Source organism: Fibrobacter sp. UWB11 (assembly GCF_900143015.1).
In the GTDB taxonomy this organism is placed as follows: domain Bacteria; phylum Fibrobacterota; class Fibrobacteria; order Fibrobacterales; family Fibrobacteraceae; genus Fibrobacter.
In genome coordinates this window covers 169,630-186,230 of the sequence record NZ_FSRT01000002.1, presented here as the reverse complement: position 1 = coordinate 186,230, position 16,601 = coordinate 169,630, and the positions used below count along the sequence as shown (strand labels likewise).

General features: G+C 48.7%; 12 protein-coding genes. 4 read left to right on the top strand and 8 right to left on the bottom strand.

Going from position 1 to position 16,601, the window contains the following annotated elements; all coding sequences use genetic code 11:
• Nucleotides 1-47: 47 nt before the first annotated feature.
• The 4 genes from BUQ91_RS09420 to BUQ91_RS09405 form a co-directional block, all read right to left on the bottom strand.
• Entirely contained in the window at nt 48-1,865 is a 1,818-nt protein-coding gene (locus BUQ91_RS09420; RefSeq protein ID WP_074209066.1) for a BatD family protein, read from the bottom strand.
• A 53-nt stretch (nt 1,866-1,918) separates the two neighbouring features.
• Nucleotides 1,919-3,121: a BatD family protein gene (locus BUQ91_RS09415; RefSeq protein WP_074209065.1), complete on the bottom strand. Its 1,203-nt coding sequence runs from the start codon at nt 3,119-3,121 to the stop codon at nt 1,919-1,921.
• 11 nt (nt 3,122-3,132) lie between these two features.
• On the bottom strand, nt 3,133-4,341 hold the full coding sequence (locus BUQ91_RS09410; protein WP_074209064.1) for a BatD family protein: 1,209 nt from the start codon (nt 4,339-4,341) through the stop codon (nt 3,133-3,135).
• Between the two features lie 179 nt (nt 4,342-4,520).
• Nucleotides 4,521-4,961: a hypothetical protein gene (locus BUQ91_RS09405; RefSeq protein WP_074209063.1), complete on the bottom strand. Its 441-nt coding sequence runs from the start codon at nt 4,959-4,961 to the stop codon at nt 4,521-4,523.
• Nucleotides 4,962-5,266: 305 nt separating this feature from the next.
• Here BUQ91_RS09405 and BUQ91_RS09400 point away from each other — a divergent pair, with 305 nt between their 5' ends.
• The 4 genes from BUQ91_RS09400 to BUQ91_RS09385 all read left to right on the top strand — a co-directional run bounded on the left by BUQ91_RS09400 (nt 5,267) and on the right by BUQ91_RS09385 (nt 12,388).
• Nucleotides 5,267-7,240: a 4-alpha-glucanotransferase gene (locus BUQ91_RS09400; protein WP_072827869.1), complete on the top strand. Its 1,974-nt coding sequence runs from the start codon at nt 5,267-5,269 to the stop codon at nt 7,238-7,240.
• A complete protein-coding gene (locus BUQ91_RS09395; protein ID WP_074209062.1) occupies nt 7,221-8,495 on the top strand; it encodes a glycoside hydrolase family 13 protein in 1,275 nt (424 codons plus the stop codon). The genes BUQ91_RS09400 and BUQ91_RS09395 overlap by 20 nt, the downstream gene beginning before the upstream one ends.
• 187 nt (nt 8,496-8,682) lie before the next feature.
• Nucleotides 8,683-11,310, top strand: a complete 2,628-nt coding sequence (locus tag BUQ91_RS09390) for a protein translocase subunit SecDF (protein ID WP_074209061.1) — start codon at nt 8,683-8,685, stop codon at nt 11,308-11,310.
• A gap of 124 nt (nt 11,311-11,434) precedes the next feature.
• Nucleotides 11,435-12,388 (top strand): magnesium transporter CorA family protein, encoded by a 954-nt coding sequence (locus BUQ91_RS09385; protein WP_254842310.1) that lies wholly within the window; start codon nt 11,435-11,437, stop codon nt 12,386-12,388.
• Between the two features lie 118 nt (nt 12,389-12,506).
• On the opposite strand, the gene BUQ91_RS09380 is transcribed toward BUQ91_RS09385, so the two are convergent.
• From BUQ91_RS09380 to BUQ91_RS09365, 4 genes are all read right to left on the bottom strand, one after another.
• Entirely contained in the window at nt 12,507-13,193 is a 687-nt protein-coding gene (locus BUQ91_RS09380) for a hypothetical protein (protein WP_074209059.1), read from the bottom strand.
• A 108-nt stretch (nt 13,194-13,301) separates the two neighbouring features.
• Nucleotides 13,302-14,306: a polyprenyl synthetase family protein gene (locus BUQ91_RS09375; protein ID WP_074209058.1), complete on the bottom strand. Its 1,005-nt coding sequence runs from the start codon at nt 14,304-14,306 to the stop codon at nt 13,302-13,304.
• Complete coding sequence (gyrB, locus tag BUQ91_RS09370; protein WP_072827876.1) at nt 14,307-16,247, bottom strand: DNA topoisomerase (ATP-hydrolyzing) subunit B; 1,941 nt, start codon at nt 16,245-16,247, stop codon at nt 14,307-14,309.
• A gap of 19 nt (nt 16,248-16,266) precedes the next feature.
• On the bottom strand, nt 16,267-16,593 hold the full coding sequence (locus BUQ91_RS09365; RefSeq protein ID WP_072827877.1) for a DciA family protein: 327 nt from the start codon (nt 16,591-16,593) through the stop codon (nt 16,267-16,269).
• Between the last annotated feature and the right edge of the window lie 8 nt (nt 16,594-16,601).

Here is a 16,601-nt window from a genome sequence, read left to right as displayed (position 1 = left end):
TCCATTGGAGATTCCCGCGCGGTGGCGGGAATGACATGTTAAAGTTTTTATAGCTTCAGCGCCTCGCAAAGTTTTTCGACATCTGCGAGCATTTGGGACTGTTCTTCGGTCGAAGCTGTGACCGGAGCAAAACGCACAAACGAGCATTTTTCAAGCCAACTGTTGATGGCTTCAATCGTTTCATCCTTGACGCCACGCTTTGAAAGTTCCTGCTTCATTTGCGGGCGAGTCATGCCCTTGAACTCGACGTTTGTCAAGTTACTGAGGTAATCGATAAGACCGTTTTCAAGTGCTGCAAAGAATGCCTTGCCGTCGCCGTTCTTGAGGGCGGTGCGGGCGTTTGCGAACTTTTCCTTGAGCAACTTGTTTGCCTTGCCCTTGCGGACGAGCGCCGTGTTGCTGTTGCGCTTGCGCTTTCTTGCAATGGCGAAGTTTGCAATCAGGTAGAACGGAATTGCAGCGAGGAAAAGAATCCAGAACAATGCGCTCCTGTGCGGTGCGACGGTTTCGGACTTGTCCGTAATCGGGTGGATAAAGCGGATGTCGCTGCCGAGAAATTCAATTTCTTGCTTTTGAACGACTGGGGTAGAAGAGCCCGGTGTCGTTGCAACAGGCGCCTGGTAGACAGGTTCTGCGGGGGCATCGCTCTTTTCAACTTCGATAGTCCACGGGCCTGCCGATGCTGTCTCGTATTTCTTTTTGGCTGGGTTGAACCAGGAATATGTAATGGCAGGAATTTCGAAGGTGCCTTTCTTTTTGGGGTAGAGGAACACCTTGATATCCTTCGAGGTGATGACCTTGTTGCCCTTGACTTTCTTGTCGATGCTGTTTTCGGGAGGCACGGAGCGGAAATCGCTAAAGTCGGGGAGTTTCGGATCGGTAATCGTACCCGGCGTGCCGTCGCCCTTGATGCTAATCGCGAGTGTTAAGGCTTCGCCGACCTTGAGGTTTGTGCGGTCGAAGTTCGCGCTAAAGTTATAGTTACCGACCATTCCCGAAAAGTCTTCGGGCTTGCCTTCAGTCGGGAGCGGGAGAACGGTGATGGAAAGCGGGGCGGTGGAGGTTTCCGTTTCGATGGATTCCTGCTTGACGCTACGGCTTGAGAACGACATGGCGCCCATCTGCTTCTTTTCTTCGACGACTTTGGGCTCGCCAAGCTTGGTGTACTTGAATTTGAAAGATGGAATTTGGAGCGTGCCGCTCTTGGTCGGGCTTAACCATGCATATTTGGCGGAAGCCTTCATTTCGCGGCGGGCACCTTCGACCGGTTTGAAGTCCAGATTCGAGAGGTCGTTGCGGTGGACGATAAAATCGTTGCCGGTGCTCATGTCGGTGGCCTGGAGACCGCCCTGGAAATGCTCAAAAGTGTGGAGACTGAGGGTGACACTGAACTGTTCACCTTCGTAAATGGACTTTTTGCTCGGGGTAAGGCTTACGGCGAGAGCATCGTCGTTGTAGGAACGTTGCACGGTGATTGGAATTTTGTTACTGATGGTGTTGGCTTCGCCGCCAATCATCCATGTGAGCGTTCCGAGTTCTTGCGTGCCTGTCTTTTTCGGGGCTTTAATTTTGAAAGAATAGACACGGGCCTTGTAAGCTCTTCCGCCACCGCCGAAGAATGAATTGAAAAGGTCTTCCATGCCCGGGCGCATTACCTGATCGGCACTGTCGAGCCCGAGGAATTTAAAGTTGTTGCGTGTTTCGAGGCGGAGTGCGCCTCTGTTTTGTGGCAGTTCTTGAATCGGAACGATGAACTGCAAATTGAATGTCTGACCCGCTTCGATGCGGTCGCTATCGACTTGAAGAGATGGCTCTGCGCCTACAAATGCTGTTAAACCGAGACATAAAAGCAAAAATCGTTTCATGCCTCATAATTTACCAAATTTTAGCGGGCGAGATGGGGTCTATGGTCGGATTTTTATTCGACTTCGATGGTCCACGGGCCTGCGGATGCTGTTTCGTATTGTTTCTTGCTTGGATTGAACCAGGAATATGTAATAGCGGGGATTTCGAAGACTTTCTTTTCCTTAGGATAAAGAATCACCTTGATATTTTTTGACGTGATGGTTTTAGAATTTTCGTTTTTCTTGACGGTACTTATTTCAGGAATTTCCCAGCGGAAACCTATCAAGTCGGGGAGTTTCGGGTTGGCGATGATTCCTGAAATGTCATCTCCGCTGATGTTTATGTTGAGCGTGAGTGCATCACCGATTTTCAAGTGTGTACGGTCAAAGTTTGCATCGAAACGGAACTCTCCGACCATTCCCGAAAAGTTTACGGGCTTGTTGTCGGCTGGGAGCGGAATAACCGTTATAGATTGCGGGGTGGCTGTGGCTACCTTTGAAATGGAATCAGTTTTGATTTCATAAGATACGGTATTTAGTGTTTTTGTCTTGACGACTTCATCTTTAGTGCTCTGTGTATAGTTGACCTTAATGGGCGAAATTTCGAGTTTTCCGCTCTTGGTCGGACTGAGCCAAGCGAATAACATGGACGCTTCGAGTTCGTTGTTGGTGTCTTCGACGGGCTTATAGTCTGTTTTTGGTTTTTCAATGAGAGTGATGTTAAAATTGCTGTTTGTGTCTATGACGGGTTGTTGCAAGGGCGTGTGGAAATGATCGTATAAATGGAATTTGAGCGTGATGCTGAAGGTTTCTCCTTCGTAAACGGTTGTTTTGCTCGGAACGAGACTTATATCGATAGCATCTTTACTGTAGGGTCGATGCACGTAAACCGAAATGTTGCTTTCGATAGCCGTTGTTTTTCCATCGGCATCCCAGTAGAGCGATCCGAGAACCTGCTTTCCTGTTTTTTCCGGAGCTTTGATATGGAATGAATAAATGCGTGTTCTTTGTGCTTGGGACCCACCGAAAAACATGGTAAAAGCGTCGTTTTTGTCTAGAGGCCTTAATTCGTCTGTACTGTCGATTTTAAGAAGTTTAAAGTTGTTGCGTGTTTCCAGTCGGAGTGCGCTTCTGTTTTTGGGAAGATCCTTGTGCGGGACGATGAGTTCGTAAATGAATGTTTCATCGGCTTGAATGACGTCATTGACGATGTTCGAATGGGGCTCTGCGTTTACAAATGCGGCGAGACTGAAAAATAAAAGGAAAAATCGTTTCATGTTGTTAGATCCTATTCGACTTCGATGGTCCACGGGCCTGCAGATGCCTTTTCGTATTTTTTCTTGCTTGGATTGAACCAGGAATATGTAATGGCGGGGATTTTGAAGGTTCCCGCGTTTCTCGGGTAGAGTGCCATTTTGATGTCTTTGGTGGTAATAACTTTTGTGTCTTCGATTCTTTCGTTAATGTCTATTTCGGGGAGTTCCCAACGGAAATCGCTTAGGTCGGGGAGCTTCGGGTTTGTAATTTTTCCTATCGCGCCGTCACCGCTGATGTTGATGATTAGTGTAAGGGATTCGCCGATTTTAATTTTTGTACGGTCGAAAGAGACTTTAAATTTGTAAGAGCCGACCATTCCTGAAAAATCCGTAGGCCTGCTTCTAGTCGGGAGCGGGAGAACTGTAATGAAGATGGGGGCGGTAAAGGCTTCTTTTTCGACGTGTTCCTGTGTGGTGCGGGTGCTTGTGTACGTATGGCCGTTCACTTGTTTTTCTTCTTTAACCGTCTTTGGTTCACTTTTTGAGGTGTATTTGAACTTGTAGGCCGGGATTTCGAGCGTTCCGCTTTTGTTCGGGATGAGCCACCATGCAAAAGGAATCGTTGTCAGACTTTCATGATTTCCGAAGCTTTTGCTTTCCGTTTTAAGATTGTCGTTGCGGTAAGAGGTGAAATTATTGCCGAAGTCAACACTGTCAGAACCCAAGACTCCCATGCAGTTCTCGTATGAATGCAACTCGAAGCTAATGCCGAATTGTTCGCCTTCATAAACTCTTTGCTTGCTTGAAGTCATGCTTGCTTCTAAGGCTGGCGCGCTGTAAGGGCGGGATATGGTTACTTGGTATTTGTCGCTGATGATACTTTGCTTGCCATTGACTTTCCAACTTAGTGACCCGAGGTCGAATTGTCCTGTTTTTTGCGGAGCTTTCACTTGGAATGTATAGATTTGTGCTGTATCGACGGTTATTCTGTGACCGGCATGAGCGGTTGTCAGAGCCTCGTATGTCATCGGGTTTTTTGCACTGTCGAGTCCAAGAAGTTTAAAGTCGTTGCGGGTTTTGAGCCTCGGTGTACTTCTATTTTGGGGCAGTTCTTTTAATGGGATTTGCAGTTGCAAATGGAATATCTGGCCGGCTTCGACGCGGTCCTCTTTTATCGTTATCTTATGCGTTGCGTTTGCAAATGCTATTGAACCGAGACATAAAATCAAAAAACGTTTCATGTAGGCAATTTATCAAATTTCCACCCTGGAGATTGCAATATAATAGGTGAAATCGTGGATTTGATTGCGAGAATGGCGATGTCGTCCCCATACGCGGATCATGACAACGTTAGTGGCGCGCGCCCTCTGTGTCGGTTTTGAAAAATTTTCGCGAATATATACTTTTTACCCTTGAAACGTTAGTAAAATTTTGTTATCATTGGCGCCGTCAAAAACAAGGAGTCAAAACAATGTACTGCATTCTCGCCGCCCTCTTGATTAAGAGCTTTAAGAAATACGCAAAGCGTGCTTAATCGAAAAAAGATTTTCTCTCTCCAATCAAACTGAACGCGATGCCACGGATTTCCCGTGGCTTTGCCTGTTTTATGAAAAGGCTTTTCCTTTTTATCATTGCGTGATAGCGAGTTGATTGGCTTATTTAAAGGGAATGTAGACTGTTGTTGAGAGAATGGAAGCGTCGGCCACAACCTTAAAAGGCGAACGCAGCGGGGCTGCTTGCAGCCCCATTGCTGAGCCGTAAGGTTGGCGCTTGCGCCAGGATGGGTGAAAAACTCCGAGCTGGGGCCCCGCCCGCGTGCAGTGCGATGGAGCGTTTTTTTTCGAAACTTTGCAAGTTTCATTTTTGAAGGGAATCTTGTAAAAGTTTCATGGACGATTTATCTAAAAAGTCGCGGAAATATATACTAAAATCCCTTGACGTGGTAGTAAAAATTTGTTAATATTGGCGCCGTCAAAAACAAGGAGTCTAAAACAATGTATTGCATTCTCGCCGCCCTCTTGATCAAGAGCTTTAAGAAGTACGCAAAGCGTGCCTAATTCTATAAAGAACGATTAAGAATAAGAATTGGTCTCGGGTTTCCGAGCCTTTTTTTATTTGCAAATAATTTGAAAGATTCTTTTAAAAATTTGGAGTTATATTTGAAGCATGCGATATGGTGATTTAACTTCTTTCCAAACCGGCGTAGCCGTTCCTCTTTTCAGTCTTCACAGCAAACACAGCATTGGCGTTGGCGAATTTTTGGATTTGATTCCTTTTGCCCAATGGTCCAAATTTTGCGGATTTAATATCATTCAACTTTTGCCTGTAAACGATACGGGTTCTGAACCGAGTCCTTATAGCGCTCGCAGTGCGTTTGCGTTGAACCCGGTATTCATCAATGTGCAGTCTGTCGAAGGTGCTTCTGCTTTTGAACACGAAATCGAAAAGGCCCGTGCCCAGTTTGCTGGTATTGAACGTGTAGACTACTACCGCATTACCACTTGGAAGCGCTCCATTCTCCGCAAAATTTATGATTCCCGTTACGATGTCCTCAAGTCTTCGAAGAAACTGCTTGCTTGGATTGATCAAAATTCCTGGGTTAAATCGTATTGCGTTTACTGCACGCTCAAGGCGCAGAACAACGAAGCCAGTTGGAAGGATTGGAAAAAGTTCCAGAATCCCTCTGCTGCCGATGTCGACAAACTTTGGATGAAAAATTACAGGGACGTGCTGTTCCAGGCCTGGATGCAGTACACCGCCGAAGGCCAGTTTACCGCTGCCGTGAACGAAGTTTCCAAGCTCGGGCTCCGCTTGAAGGGCGATGTTCCTATCCTCATCAACGAAGACAGTGCCGATGTCTGGTTTGACCGTAAGTATTTCTCGCTTGCGGACCGCGCCGGTGCACCTCCTGACATGTTCAGCTATGGTGGCCAGAACTGGGGCTTCCCGACATACCGCTGGGACGTTCTCGAGGCCGATGATTTTGGATGGTGGCGCCGCCGTTTAGCACAGGCAAGCAAGTTCTATCATGCTTACCGCATTGACCATGTGCTCGGATTCTTCCGCATTTGGGCCATTCCTGAATCTGAATCGACGGGTATCTTGGGCCGTTTCCAGCCGTCTATCCCGCTCACGTGGGATGTGTTGCGCAATGCGGGATTCTGCCGTGAAACGCTGGAATATTTGCGCCGTCCGAATTTCGGTGTGGACCAGTTGCGCGAATTCCTCGGCAACGAAACGGACAGGCTTATATCTCTGTATTTTGAAAATCTGCCGGGCAAGTTCGACCGCTTTGTCGTCAAGCCGGAATACTTGTCGGAACGCGCAATTCTTTCTCTTGACGAACCGCAAGAAGTCAAGGATTCCATGCTCCGCGTTTACTGGGACCGCGTGTTCATCCCGACAGGTGACGAAAATACGTACTATCCGTATTGGTACTGGTACAACCAGCCGGTGCTCTTTACGCTTCCGCAGAACGAACAAGATAAGCTCCGTGAATTGATTGGGCAGAATGAACAGGCGCAGAATGCACTTTGGGAACAGAATGCAATGAAGCTTTTGTCTGTACTTGCTGGCGAAACGGATATGCTTGTTTGTGCCGAAGACCTTGGCGCTGTGCCGCCTTGCGTGCCGACTGTATTGAAAAAGCTCGATATCATGTCGCTCCGCATTGAACGCTGGGCACGCGATTGGAACGTGCCGTATTCTCCGTATTACAGCATGGAAGATTATCCGCGCCTCTCCGTTTGCACAACGAGCTGCCACGATACTTCGACGCTCCGCGGCTTGTGGGAAGAACCTGATTTTGACAAGGGTTTCTACTGGTCTCACGCCGGCTTGCCAGGTGTTGCTCCTGAAAAGCTCACGCCGCCTGTGGTGCACGACATTCTTTCGCATGTGTTTACTGCAAATAGTTTGTTCTGCATTCCGCCCATCCAGGATTACTTTGCGCTTTCGGCTTCGCTTTCTGATTGCGACCCGAAGGAAGAGCGTGTCAACATTCCGGGAACGGTCGGTGGCAAGAACTGGACGTATCGTACGCCGTGCAGTGTCGAGGACCTGCTTGCCAATGCGGGCTTGATTTCGGAGATTAGCAAACTTGTCGAAGAACGTAAGTCCCGTGCCCTCTGGAAGATTTAGCGCTCCCGCCTGGGTCAAGGACGCTGTTTTCTATCAGATTTTTCCGGACCGCTTTTGCCGTAGTGCAAAGTACAAGGCGGTCGGGAAGTTTGTGGATTGGGATACGCTCCCGACCCGTGAAAACATGTTCGGCGGAAACCTCGCAGGCATTTGCGAAAAGCTGAAGTACATTGCGTCTCTTGGCGTAAATGCAATTTACCTTTGCCCGATATTCAAGAGCAATTCCAACCATCGCTACCATACGGTCGATTACTTTGAAATAGACCCTGTTTTGGGGACGCTCAAGGATTTCGATAAATTGGTCAAAAGCGCGCACAAGCTTGGGCTTCGTGTGATTCTGGACGGCGTGTTCAACCATTGCTCGCGTGGTTTTTTCCAGTTCAACAGCTTGATGGAACTCGGCAAGAATTCCCCGTACGTGGATTGGTTCCATGTGCACGGCTGGCCGCTCCACGCGTATTCGGGCAAGCCCAATTACGATTGCTGGTGGGGTTACCCCGCGCTCCCGAAGTTTAATACTGATAATCCCGACGTCCGCGATTACCTATTCTCGGTGGGCGAGTACTGGATGAAGCGTGACATTGACGGCTGGCGCCTCGATGTTCCGAACGAAATTGACGATGATAGCTTCTGGCAGGAATTCCGTCGCCGCATCAAGGCGATTAACCCGGATGCGTATATTGTCGGTGAAATTTGGGATGAGCCTTCGCGCTGGCTGCAGGGCGACCAGTTCGATGGCGTGATGAATTATCCGTTGCGCAGGGCGGTTTTGGCTTATCTTTTCGAGGAAAAGGCTATAGAACTTGACGAGTTTGCGAATCGCTTGCAAGAGGCGTTCCCTAAGAATCGTTTTGGCGTGCCGATGAACTTGCTCGGAAGCCACGATACGATTCGACTTGCTTCGCTTCCATGCTCAAATTTGCAGCGGGTGAAACTTGCGCTTGCACTTTTGTTCTTTTTGCCGGGGGCTCCCTGTATATATTATGGTGACGAAATCGGTATGGTCGGAGGGAAGGATCCCGATAATCGCAGGACGTTCCCGTGGGATAAATTCCCGGAAATGCAGATGGCGCCTGTCTATGACTATTTAAAAAGCTTGATTGCGCTCCGCAATAAGGAACGCGTGCTGCGCGATGGCTCGCTTGAGATTGCCTATCGTGCAGGTCGCCTAGAAATTATCCGTACCCTCGGCAAGAAGAAGATGACTCTTGTTGTTTCGACCGCAAAAACCGATCCTTTGTTTGAGATAAAATAAGCCAGGCGTTACGGGCTGGCGTCTGAAGCCCGTTTGAAGGGGTGATGGAAGACCCGTAGGGGCTGCAATCAGGGGGAACATCCCCCTTTTTGAGCCTAAAATTACTTCTTACTTCTTACTTCCTACTTCCTACTTTTCTATCTTTGTCCCGCAACTAGTATGTTTAATGCCTTTTAAGGGATTACAAATGAATAAACATAAATTCGGTCTTCGAGAACTTGTAATTCTCGCAGTCATCATTATTTCAGCCATTTCTGTATGGCCTTCTATCCAGGTTCACACCAAGAAGGGTGAAGAACAAAAGACGTTCCTCAAGGAAAATCCGAAGATGGGCGCAAAGTCCATCAACTTCGGTTTGGATCTTGCCGGTGGTACAAGCATTACTCTTCAGATTGACCAGTCTGGCCTCAAGGATGGCGAAGATATCAAGGATATTCAGGCTCAGTCTCTCGAAATCATCCGTAACCGTGTTGACCAGTACGGTCTTTCTGAACCGCAGATTTCTCCGACCGGCGACGACCGTATTGTCGTTGAACTGGCTGGTGTGGATGACTCTACGGCAAAGTCGCTCGTGGGTTCTACGGCAAAGCTTGAATTCAAGATTCTCGCTGAATCTGAAAAGTTTACGCAGGTTGTTGGCCTTATCGACCAGTACCTCACCCGTCAGACGACCGACATTATCGCTGATTCTACGGTAAGCGATTCCGCAAAGGTTGATTCTGCCAAGAAGGCTCCGGAAGCTAAGGAACAGGCTTTGTCCGATGAAGAACTTCTTGCTGGTGGCGTTGCCAAGACCGAAGAAAAGAAGGATTCTGCTGCTGCTGAAGAAGCCGCTCCGGCAGACGTGGTCGGACAGTCCCTTTCTTCCTTCTTCCTCTCTTTCGGCAATGGCGGTTTCATTGCTGAAGAAAGCATCGAAAAGGTTAAGAAACTCCTCGCCACTGAAGGGGTTCAGAAGCTCATCCCGCGCGATGTCGCTTTCGCTTTCGGTAGCGGTCTCGAAAAGCTCCGCCGCGATTCTAACATCAAGGCCAAGCGTCTTTACCTCCTCAAGCGCCGTGCAGAAATGGGCGGTGACGATATCACGGATGCTCGTCCGTACCGCGTAAGCGATGGTATGAGTGCTGGTGAAGTTGCCGTGAACCTCAAGTTCGGTGGCATTGGTCCTAAGAAGTTCTCTGCTGTGACTGCTGCCAACGTTGGCAAGCAGATGGCTATCGTTCTTGATAACCAGGTCATTAGCGCTCCGGTTATCCGTGACCGTATCCCGAACGGCGAAGCTCAGATTACAGGTCTCGAAGACATGGCTGAAGCAAACCGTCTCGCTGTTGTGTTGAAGGCTGGTGCTCTCAAGGCTCCGATGCAGATCATCGAAAGCCGCAGCGTTGGTGCTACCCTCGGTGAAGAAAACATCGTCCAGGGCTTCGGTTCCGGTGCAATCGGCCTTTTGCTCTGCTTGGTGTTCATGGTTGCTTACTACCGCCTCGGTGGTTTCATCGCAAGTATTGGCGTGATGGTCAACGCTCTCGTGACTGCCGCTGTGATGTCCGTGTTCAACGCAACGCTTACTCTCCCGGGTATTGCTGGTTTCATCCTCGTTGTCGGTATGTCTCTCGACGCGAACGTGATTATTTTCGAACGTATCCGTGAAGAACTCAAGAACGGCCTCACCGCTCGTGCCGCTGTTGCTAAGGGTTACGAACGTGCTTTCAGCGCCATCTTGGACTCCAACTTGACGACCGTTTTGACGGGTCTTATTTTGTACAAAATCGGTACGGGTTCTGTTAAGGGTTTCGGTCTTACGCTTACGATCGGTATCCTCACTTCTCTCTTCTGCGCTATCACGATTTCCCGTGCAATTCTCGATTGGAGACTTGCTAAGCGCGACAGAACGACGCTCTCTATCGGTTCTGGCTTCAAGGCTTTGAACAATGCTAACCTTCAGATTATGAAGAACCGTGGCAAGTTCAAGGTTCTCTCCTGGATTCTCATTATTGCAAGTATCGCATGCATCGCTGTGAAGGGCTTTGACTTTAGCATTGACTTCACGGGTGGTCAGGTCTATACAATCCAGTATCAGGATGATGCCAAGCACGAAACCGACTTGAACAAGGCTTTGAGCAAGGCTGGCATCCAGGGTGCTCGCGTTCGTTCTCTCGGTGGTACTTCTGCTAACTCTTACCAGATCAGCCTCCATGCTGATGACGCTAATTTCGAACTCACGATGGCTAAGGCTTTCGAAGCCGCAAATCAGAAGTGCGAAATCGTGGCTAAGGACACTGTGGGGCCGACCATCGGTAAGGAACTCCGCTTCAATGCTATTTTGTCTGTGATTCTCGCATGGCTCGGCATCGCTCTCTATGTGTGGTTCCGATTCGGCAAGCTTGGCCTTGGCTTTGGTGTTGCTGCTGTGCTCGGCCTTATTCACGATACTATCATTACGCTCGGCTTTATCTCGGCATTCAGCCTTTCCTTCGATGGTGCTTTGATCGCTTCGCTCCTCACGATGATTGGTTACTCTGTCAACGATACCATCGTGAACTTCGACCGTATCCGTGAAAATACCGCTCTCTTCGGTTCTGCTAAGTATGAACAGACCGTCAATAGCTCTTTGAACCAGTGCTTTAGCCGTACGGTGATTACCTCTCTCACGACTCTCTTCGTTTGCGTGGTCCTCGCTGTTAAGGGTGGTTCCTCCATCCGCGACTTCGGTCTCGTTCAGTGCTTCGGTATCCTTATCGGTACTTACTCTTCTGTGTGCGTCTGCTCTCCGATCGTTCTCTGGTGGAGCAAGAAGTTCAAGAAGGGTGTGTAATTTACACATGTGATATTCTGAGCCCCGGCTAAGCCGGGGCTTTTCTATTGCTATTATCTGCTTTTTTTAATGGAATTTTTTCATCTTTAGTCTTTCGTCTATCGTCTATTTTTCTATATTGCCCATGTTCGATAAAGGGGGCGGTATGCTCAAGTATTACAAAATCGAATCCGGTCGTCTCTCAGTAGCTCCGAACGAAGAAGCTGCTGACATCGTTATGATGGGTTCTTTAAGCCAGGAACAGCGCAGCATCCTTGTTAAGGAATATGAGATAACGGAACATACGATTGCCTCCGCATTTGACTCGGACGAACTTTCCCGTATCGAATACGACGATGATTTTACGACCATCGTGTTTAAAAAGCCCAAGAATTATTCTGCCGAAGATAATTTCCAATTCCGTGTGGAATCTTTTGGCATATTCATTTTCAAGGATTGGGTCTTGCTCCTTACGGACAGCGATATTCCGGTGATGGACGAACGCAAGTTCTCTAAAATCGATAGCCTGAATACATTTGTGCTCCGCGTGTTGAGCTTTGCGATTGCACACTTCAACGAACACTTGAAGATTATCAACCGCATCAATGATGACTTGGAACAGCGCCTGAACACCTCGATGGAAAACAAGTACCTTCTCTCGATGTTCAGCTTGAACAAGGGCTTGATTTACTACGTGAGCGCTTTGAACAGTAACGATACGCTGTTGCGCAAGCTTCAGCTGGGCCGTAGCCTCAACTGGACCGAAGCAGAACGAGAACTTCTCGAAGATATCCAGATTGAAAACGGACAGAGCTTGCAACAGGCTAACATCTACGCCAACATTTTGACATCCATGATGGATGCCCGCGCAAGCGTGATCAATAACAACGTGAACCAGTTGATGAAAAACTTGACTATCGTGACGATTTCTATATCGCTCCCGACGTTCTTCGCCAGCTTGTTCGGTATGAACGTGAAACTCCCGTTTGGTATGAATGGCGATGCGACCGTAGGCTCCCCGGTGGCGTTCTGGATCATCATCGCAATTTGCTTCCTCTCTGTGTTTGTTTTCCTTGCTGTTTGGATGCGCAAGAAGTAGTTTTGCGCTTTGCGCATGCCGCCCCCATTACTAGTAACAAGAAAACGCGACCATTGTGGCCGCGCTTTTTGTTTGAAAGGTAATTAGTCCGTCGCTGATGAATGGCAGACTTTTTATGTTACTTCAGAATTGGCGTTCTGGCGATGCTTCTCTTGACGAATGCCAAGACGCACTTTTCCCAGTCAGAACGGGTCATGGCGTAGGTGAAGGAACTGCGGATTTCTTCGTGACCGAAGGCTACGCGTTCACCAGACTGGTTATAAATAGCGTAGTCTGCGTAAATCCAGAGGCCTTTCTGAACGATGGTTTCGCCTGCGAATGCCATGCTGTTTTGCCCAGGATTGACGTTTGCACCAAATGCGGCACCTGAAGAATAATAGGCTTGATTGGCGTGAGCATCTTCTCTGCGGCTAAAGAGTACATTGGAGATTGCCAAGTAGTAGCCGTTGCCCTGTTCCATAGAAGCCGGTTTCGGGGTCTTGAATTCTGTGGTATCTACGTGGTCCGTTTCGATAATCATGCCCGTAGAGTCAACTTTCTGGTAATCCATGGCGATGGAATTCTTGATGTAGGTCTCGTAGTCTTTCTTGAGTTCGAGCTTGAACCATTCGCCAAAGTTGTCTGCATATTCTTCAATGTCATCCTTGAGGTCATCCTGATTTTCAACGACCGGCTCCGTGAAGACGACTGTGAGCTTTGTCGGCTTTTCGGTCCATGTTTGTGCGACCGAAAATGTGGGGGCTTTCTTGGCACAGCCTGCGAAAATCATAGCGAAGGCTGCAAGCAAAAGAATTCTGAGTTTCATTCCATTTCTCCTTTTTAAAGTTTTGTTTTTGCTCGAAATATAGCATAAAATAAAAAGAAAAGCCTGCGAATCTCGCAGGCTTAACTAATTATACTTTCTGCTGTAAAGCTAATTTCCTCTATCGGACATGCTCGAGAACATGGCGAAAATTTCTTCGGTGAAATTGCTCTTGGGGAATTTGTCAGCGATGGCGAGCGCTTGTTCCAAGTGTTCCTGAGCTTCGGCTTTAGCCTTTGCAAAGCTCTTTTTGGCCATCAGACGGTCTTGGATTTTTTCCGGGATGCCTTCTTCAGAAGCTTTTGCGATGAAGCCTTCCATTTCGATGCGTTCTTCAGCGGAGCAATCTTCGAAGTAGTAAAGCAACGGGAGCGTGATAAGCCCGTTCGAAAGGTCTGTGAACTTGGCTTTATCCATGTTCACGGAACCATAGCCGTAATCGAGCAGGTCATCGATAATTTGGAATGCAATTCCAAAATGCGTTCCCATCTTGGCACATTCATCAACCATAGGCTGGTCAAAGCCTGCCATGATGCCTCCGATGCGGGCTGCTGCGTCAATGAGGGCTGCTGTTTTTCCGTCGATGATTTCGTTATAGGCTTTGCGCGAAAGGCTCATGTCTCCGCAATGGTCGAGTTCCTGAATTTCACCGATAATCAGTTTGTCGGCGGCATCCGAAATAATCAGCGGTACGTTACGAACTTTTTCGTTGATGACACAACGCATGGACTGCGAAAGCACATAGTCGCCAATGAGCACGGCTACTTGCGTGCCCCATTCGCGGTGGGCTGTCTTTTGTCCGCGGCGAACGTCTGTACCATCGATGATATCATCGTGGACGAGGCTTGCGAGGTGCAGCAGTTCTACTGCTGCACAGGCGTGAGCGACGCGGTCAATGTCTGGCTTTTGTGATCCGCAGTTGGCGAGCAGGCAAAGGAGTGTTGAACGGATGCGTTTACCCTTGCGGCTAAACAATGTCATAAGGCGGTCAGAAATCCCGGCGGGGGCGTTCTTGGCCACCTGCATAATGACTTGTTCCATCTGATTCAGTTCCGTTTTTACCAAGTCACGTGCTTGGGATAAGACTGCTTTGAAGTCGGCTTTCGTCGGACTCATTTAAATATCCAAATCGTTCAAGACTTTATATGCGTTTGTTTCGATGAACTTGCGGCGCGGTTCCACGTCTTCGCCCATGAGCATGCTGAATATCTGGTCGGCAAGAACGCTATCTTCCACATGGCACTGCTTGAGGAAACGTGTTTTCGGATCCATGGTCGTTTCGTTCAACTGTTCCGGCGACATTTCGCCCAAACCTTTGAATCGAGTAATCGTGACATTCTTCTTGTCTTCGACTTCGGCCATGACTTTGTCCTTTTCGTTTTCGTCGAACAAGTAGCGTTCCTTCTGCCCAATCTTGAGTTTGTACAGAGGAGGCATGGCGAGGAAGATATGTCCTGCATCAATCAACGGACGCATGTAGCGGAAGAAGAACGTCAAGAGAAGTGTCTGGATGTGAGAGCCGTCCACATCAGCATCGGTCATGATGATGATTTTGTCGTAGCGGAGCTTTTCAATCTTGAATTCCGTGCCGATGCCAGTACCGATAGCGTTCACCAGGTTCTGGATTTCTTCGGTGTCGAGCACGCGATGGAGGCTTGCCTTTTCGACGTTCAAAATCTTACCGCGGATCGGGAGGATTGCCTGGAATTCACGGCTACGGCCCATCTTTGCGGAACCACCTGCAGAGTCCCCTTCCACGATGAACATTTCGCATTCCTTCGGGTCGCGGCTGGAGCAGTCGGCGAGCTTGCCCGGAAGGCCGCCGCTTTCGAGAACGTTCTTGCGGCGGGCGAGTGTACGTGCGCGGTGGGCTGCTTCACGAGCCACGGCGGCGTTGTAAACTTTGTCCAAGATAATCTTGACGGCTGCCGGATTTTCCTGGAAGTATTCTTCGAGCTTAGCGCCGAATGCAGAAGCGACATAGCCTGCAATTTCGGAGTTGCCGAGCTTACGCTTTGTCTGGCCTTCGAACTGCGGTTGCGAAACCTTGATGGCGATAACGGCGGTAAGGCCTTCGCGAATATCGTCCGAGGTAATCTGCGCTTCTTTCTTGCCCTTCGGCATGTCTTGAGCAAACTTGCTGATAACGCGGGTGAGGGCTGTCTTGAAACCCGTCACGTGCGTACCGCCATCGTAAGTATTTACGTTGTTGACGAAGCTGAAGAAGTTTTCCTGATATCCGTCGTTGTACCACATGGCAACTTCCAAGGGGTACTGGCCGTCGGGGAGAACCAAGTGGATAGGTTCTGCAAAAAGCGGTGTGCGGTGTTCGTCAACGTAGCGGACAAATTCAGAAACACCACCGGGGAAGCAGAACGTGTCGGTCTGCTTGTGTTCCGGATCGCGTTCGTCCGTAAGCGTCAAGCGAAGACCGCTCATGAGGAATGCGAGTTCGCGGAAACGCGTGGCGAGCGTGTCGTACACGTAAACCGTTTCCGAGAAAATTGTATCGTCTGGATAGAACTCAACGGATGTACCTGTCGTTCCGTCAGATTCTCCGATATCGACTTGCGGGCCGGTCGGAATGCCACGAGCAAATTCCTGACGAACAACTCTGCCGTTGCGGCGAACAGTAACGATAAGCTTGTTAGAAAGTGCGTTCACGCAGCTCACGCCCACGCCGTGGAGACCGGCGGAAACCTTGTATGAACTGTTGTTGAACTTACCACCGGCGTGGAGCTTTGTCATCACGACCTGGATGGTGCCCACCTTTTCCTTCGGGTGGATATCCGTCGGAATGCCACGACCGTTGTCGGTCACGCGGATGCCGTTACCCGGCAAAATGGAAATTTCGATATGGTTGCAGAAGCCAGCTAAAGCTTCGTCTACGGAGTTATCGACCACTTCCCAAACGAGGTGGTGCAAACCGCGGATATCGGTGGAACCAATGTACATTGCAGGGCGGACACGAACTGCTTCTAGACCTTCAAGAACGGTAATACTCGAACCGCTATAATCTGCTTCCGCCTTCTTAACTTCTTCTGTTTCTTCTGCCATAATTCCTCTATTAGATCCCTTATTTGGCGAATCGTATTCCTTGAATAAACGGCTTTCCCAAAAGGGAATTACACTTGTCAATAATAGCTTTTTTTTGGATGTTCAATTCGAATTTGAGCGCCGAATTAGGGACATCTAGCACCAATGTGTTTTTGTCGATTTCTGTGGGTTTGACGTGGCTTACAAGTAGGGGCCCGACCACTTCTGAGAACCGCTCGGATATCGTTTTGAAATGGATATCTTCGGAGATATGGTTCTTTGTAAGTACGCGCTCCAAAAGGACACTGATGTCCTGAAGTTTGTTCCCCGTATATCCTTCTTTGCTTGTGCGTTTTGTTAAAGACATTTGCAAGT